This is a genomic window from Candidatus Hydrogenedentota bacterium (assembly GCA_016791475.1).
Taxonomy (GTDB): Bacteria; Hydrogenedentota; Hydrogenedentia; order Hydrogenedentales; family JAEUWI01; genus JAEUWI01.
Genome location: JAEUWI010000386.1, coordinates 1 through 559, shown reverse-complemented (window position 1 = coordinate 559; position 559 = coordinate 1). Strand labels below are relative to the sequence as shown.

Below are 559 nucleotides of genomic sequence, written 5' to 3'. Positions count from 1 at the left end.
GCCCGACCGCCGTAGTTGATCGCGAGGCAAAAGGTCATGCCGGTGCAGTGCCGGGTCGCGGCGATGCCCTCTTCAAGAGCTTCGCGAAGCGAAACCGGAAGCTCGTGCATGCGGCCCGTGATCGCGACGCGCACATTTTTGTTCACGAGGTGCTGAGTTTGCTCTCGCATCGCGCCTTCGATGAGCTTCATCAGGCCCGCAACTTCGCTTTGGGGGCGTCGCCAGTTTTCGGCGCTGAATGCATACACGGTAAGGAACTTGACACCGAGTTCGCCGGCGGCTTCCACCACGCTCTTGAGAGTTTTGTAGCCCTCGCGGTGGCCAAGCAGGCGTCCCAAACCTTTGCCCGTTGCCCAGCGACCGTTGCCATCCATGATGATGGCGACATGCTGGGGCAACTGATCAAGGTCGAGGCCGGCGCGCTGGGCCGCCTGCAAGAGCGTGGGCATGCCGGCGCTTAGATTTCCATGAGCTCGGCGTCTTTCTTCGCTTGGAGCTCGTGGGCCCGATCGACGTGGCGGTCGGTGATCTTTTGAACCTTCACTTCAAAGCCCTTCAA

At 61.0% G+C, this 559-nt stretch carries 2 protein-coding genes; both read right to left on the bottom strand.

What is annotated here, in order from left to right:
• Positions 1–449, bottom strand: a 449-nt coding sequence (uppS, locus tag JNK74_29825) for a di-trans,poly-cis-decaprenylcistransferase (GenBank protein MBL7650369.1), incomplete at its 3' end; no start/stop codon positions are given.
• An 8-nt stretch (positions 450–457) separates the two neighbouring features.
• Positions 458–559: ribosome recycling factor (locus JNK74_29820; GenBank protein ID MBL7650368.1), on the bottom strand; the 102-nt coding region annotated here is incomplete at its 5' end.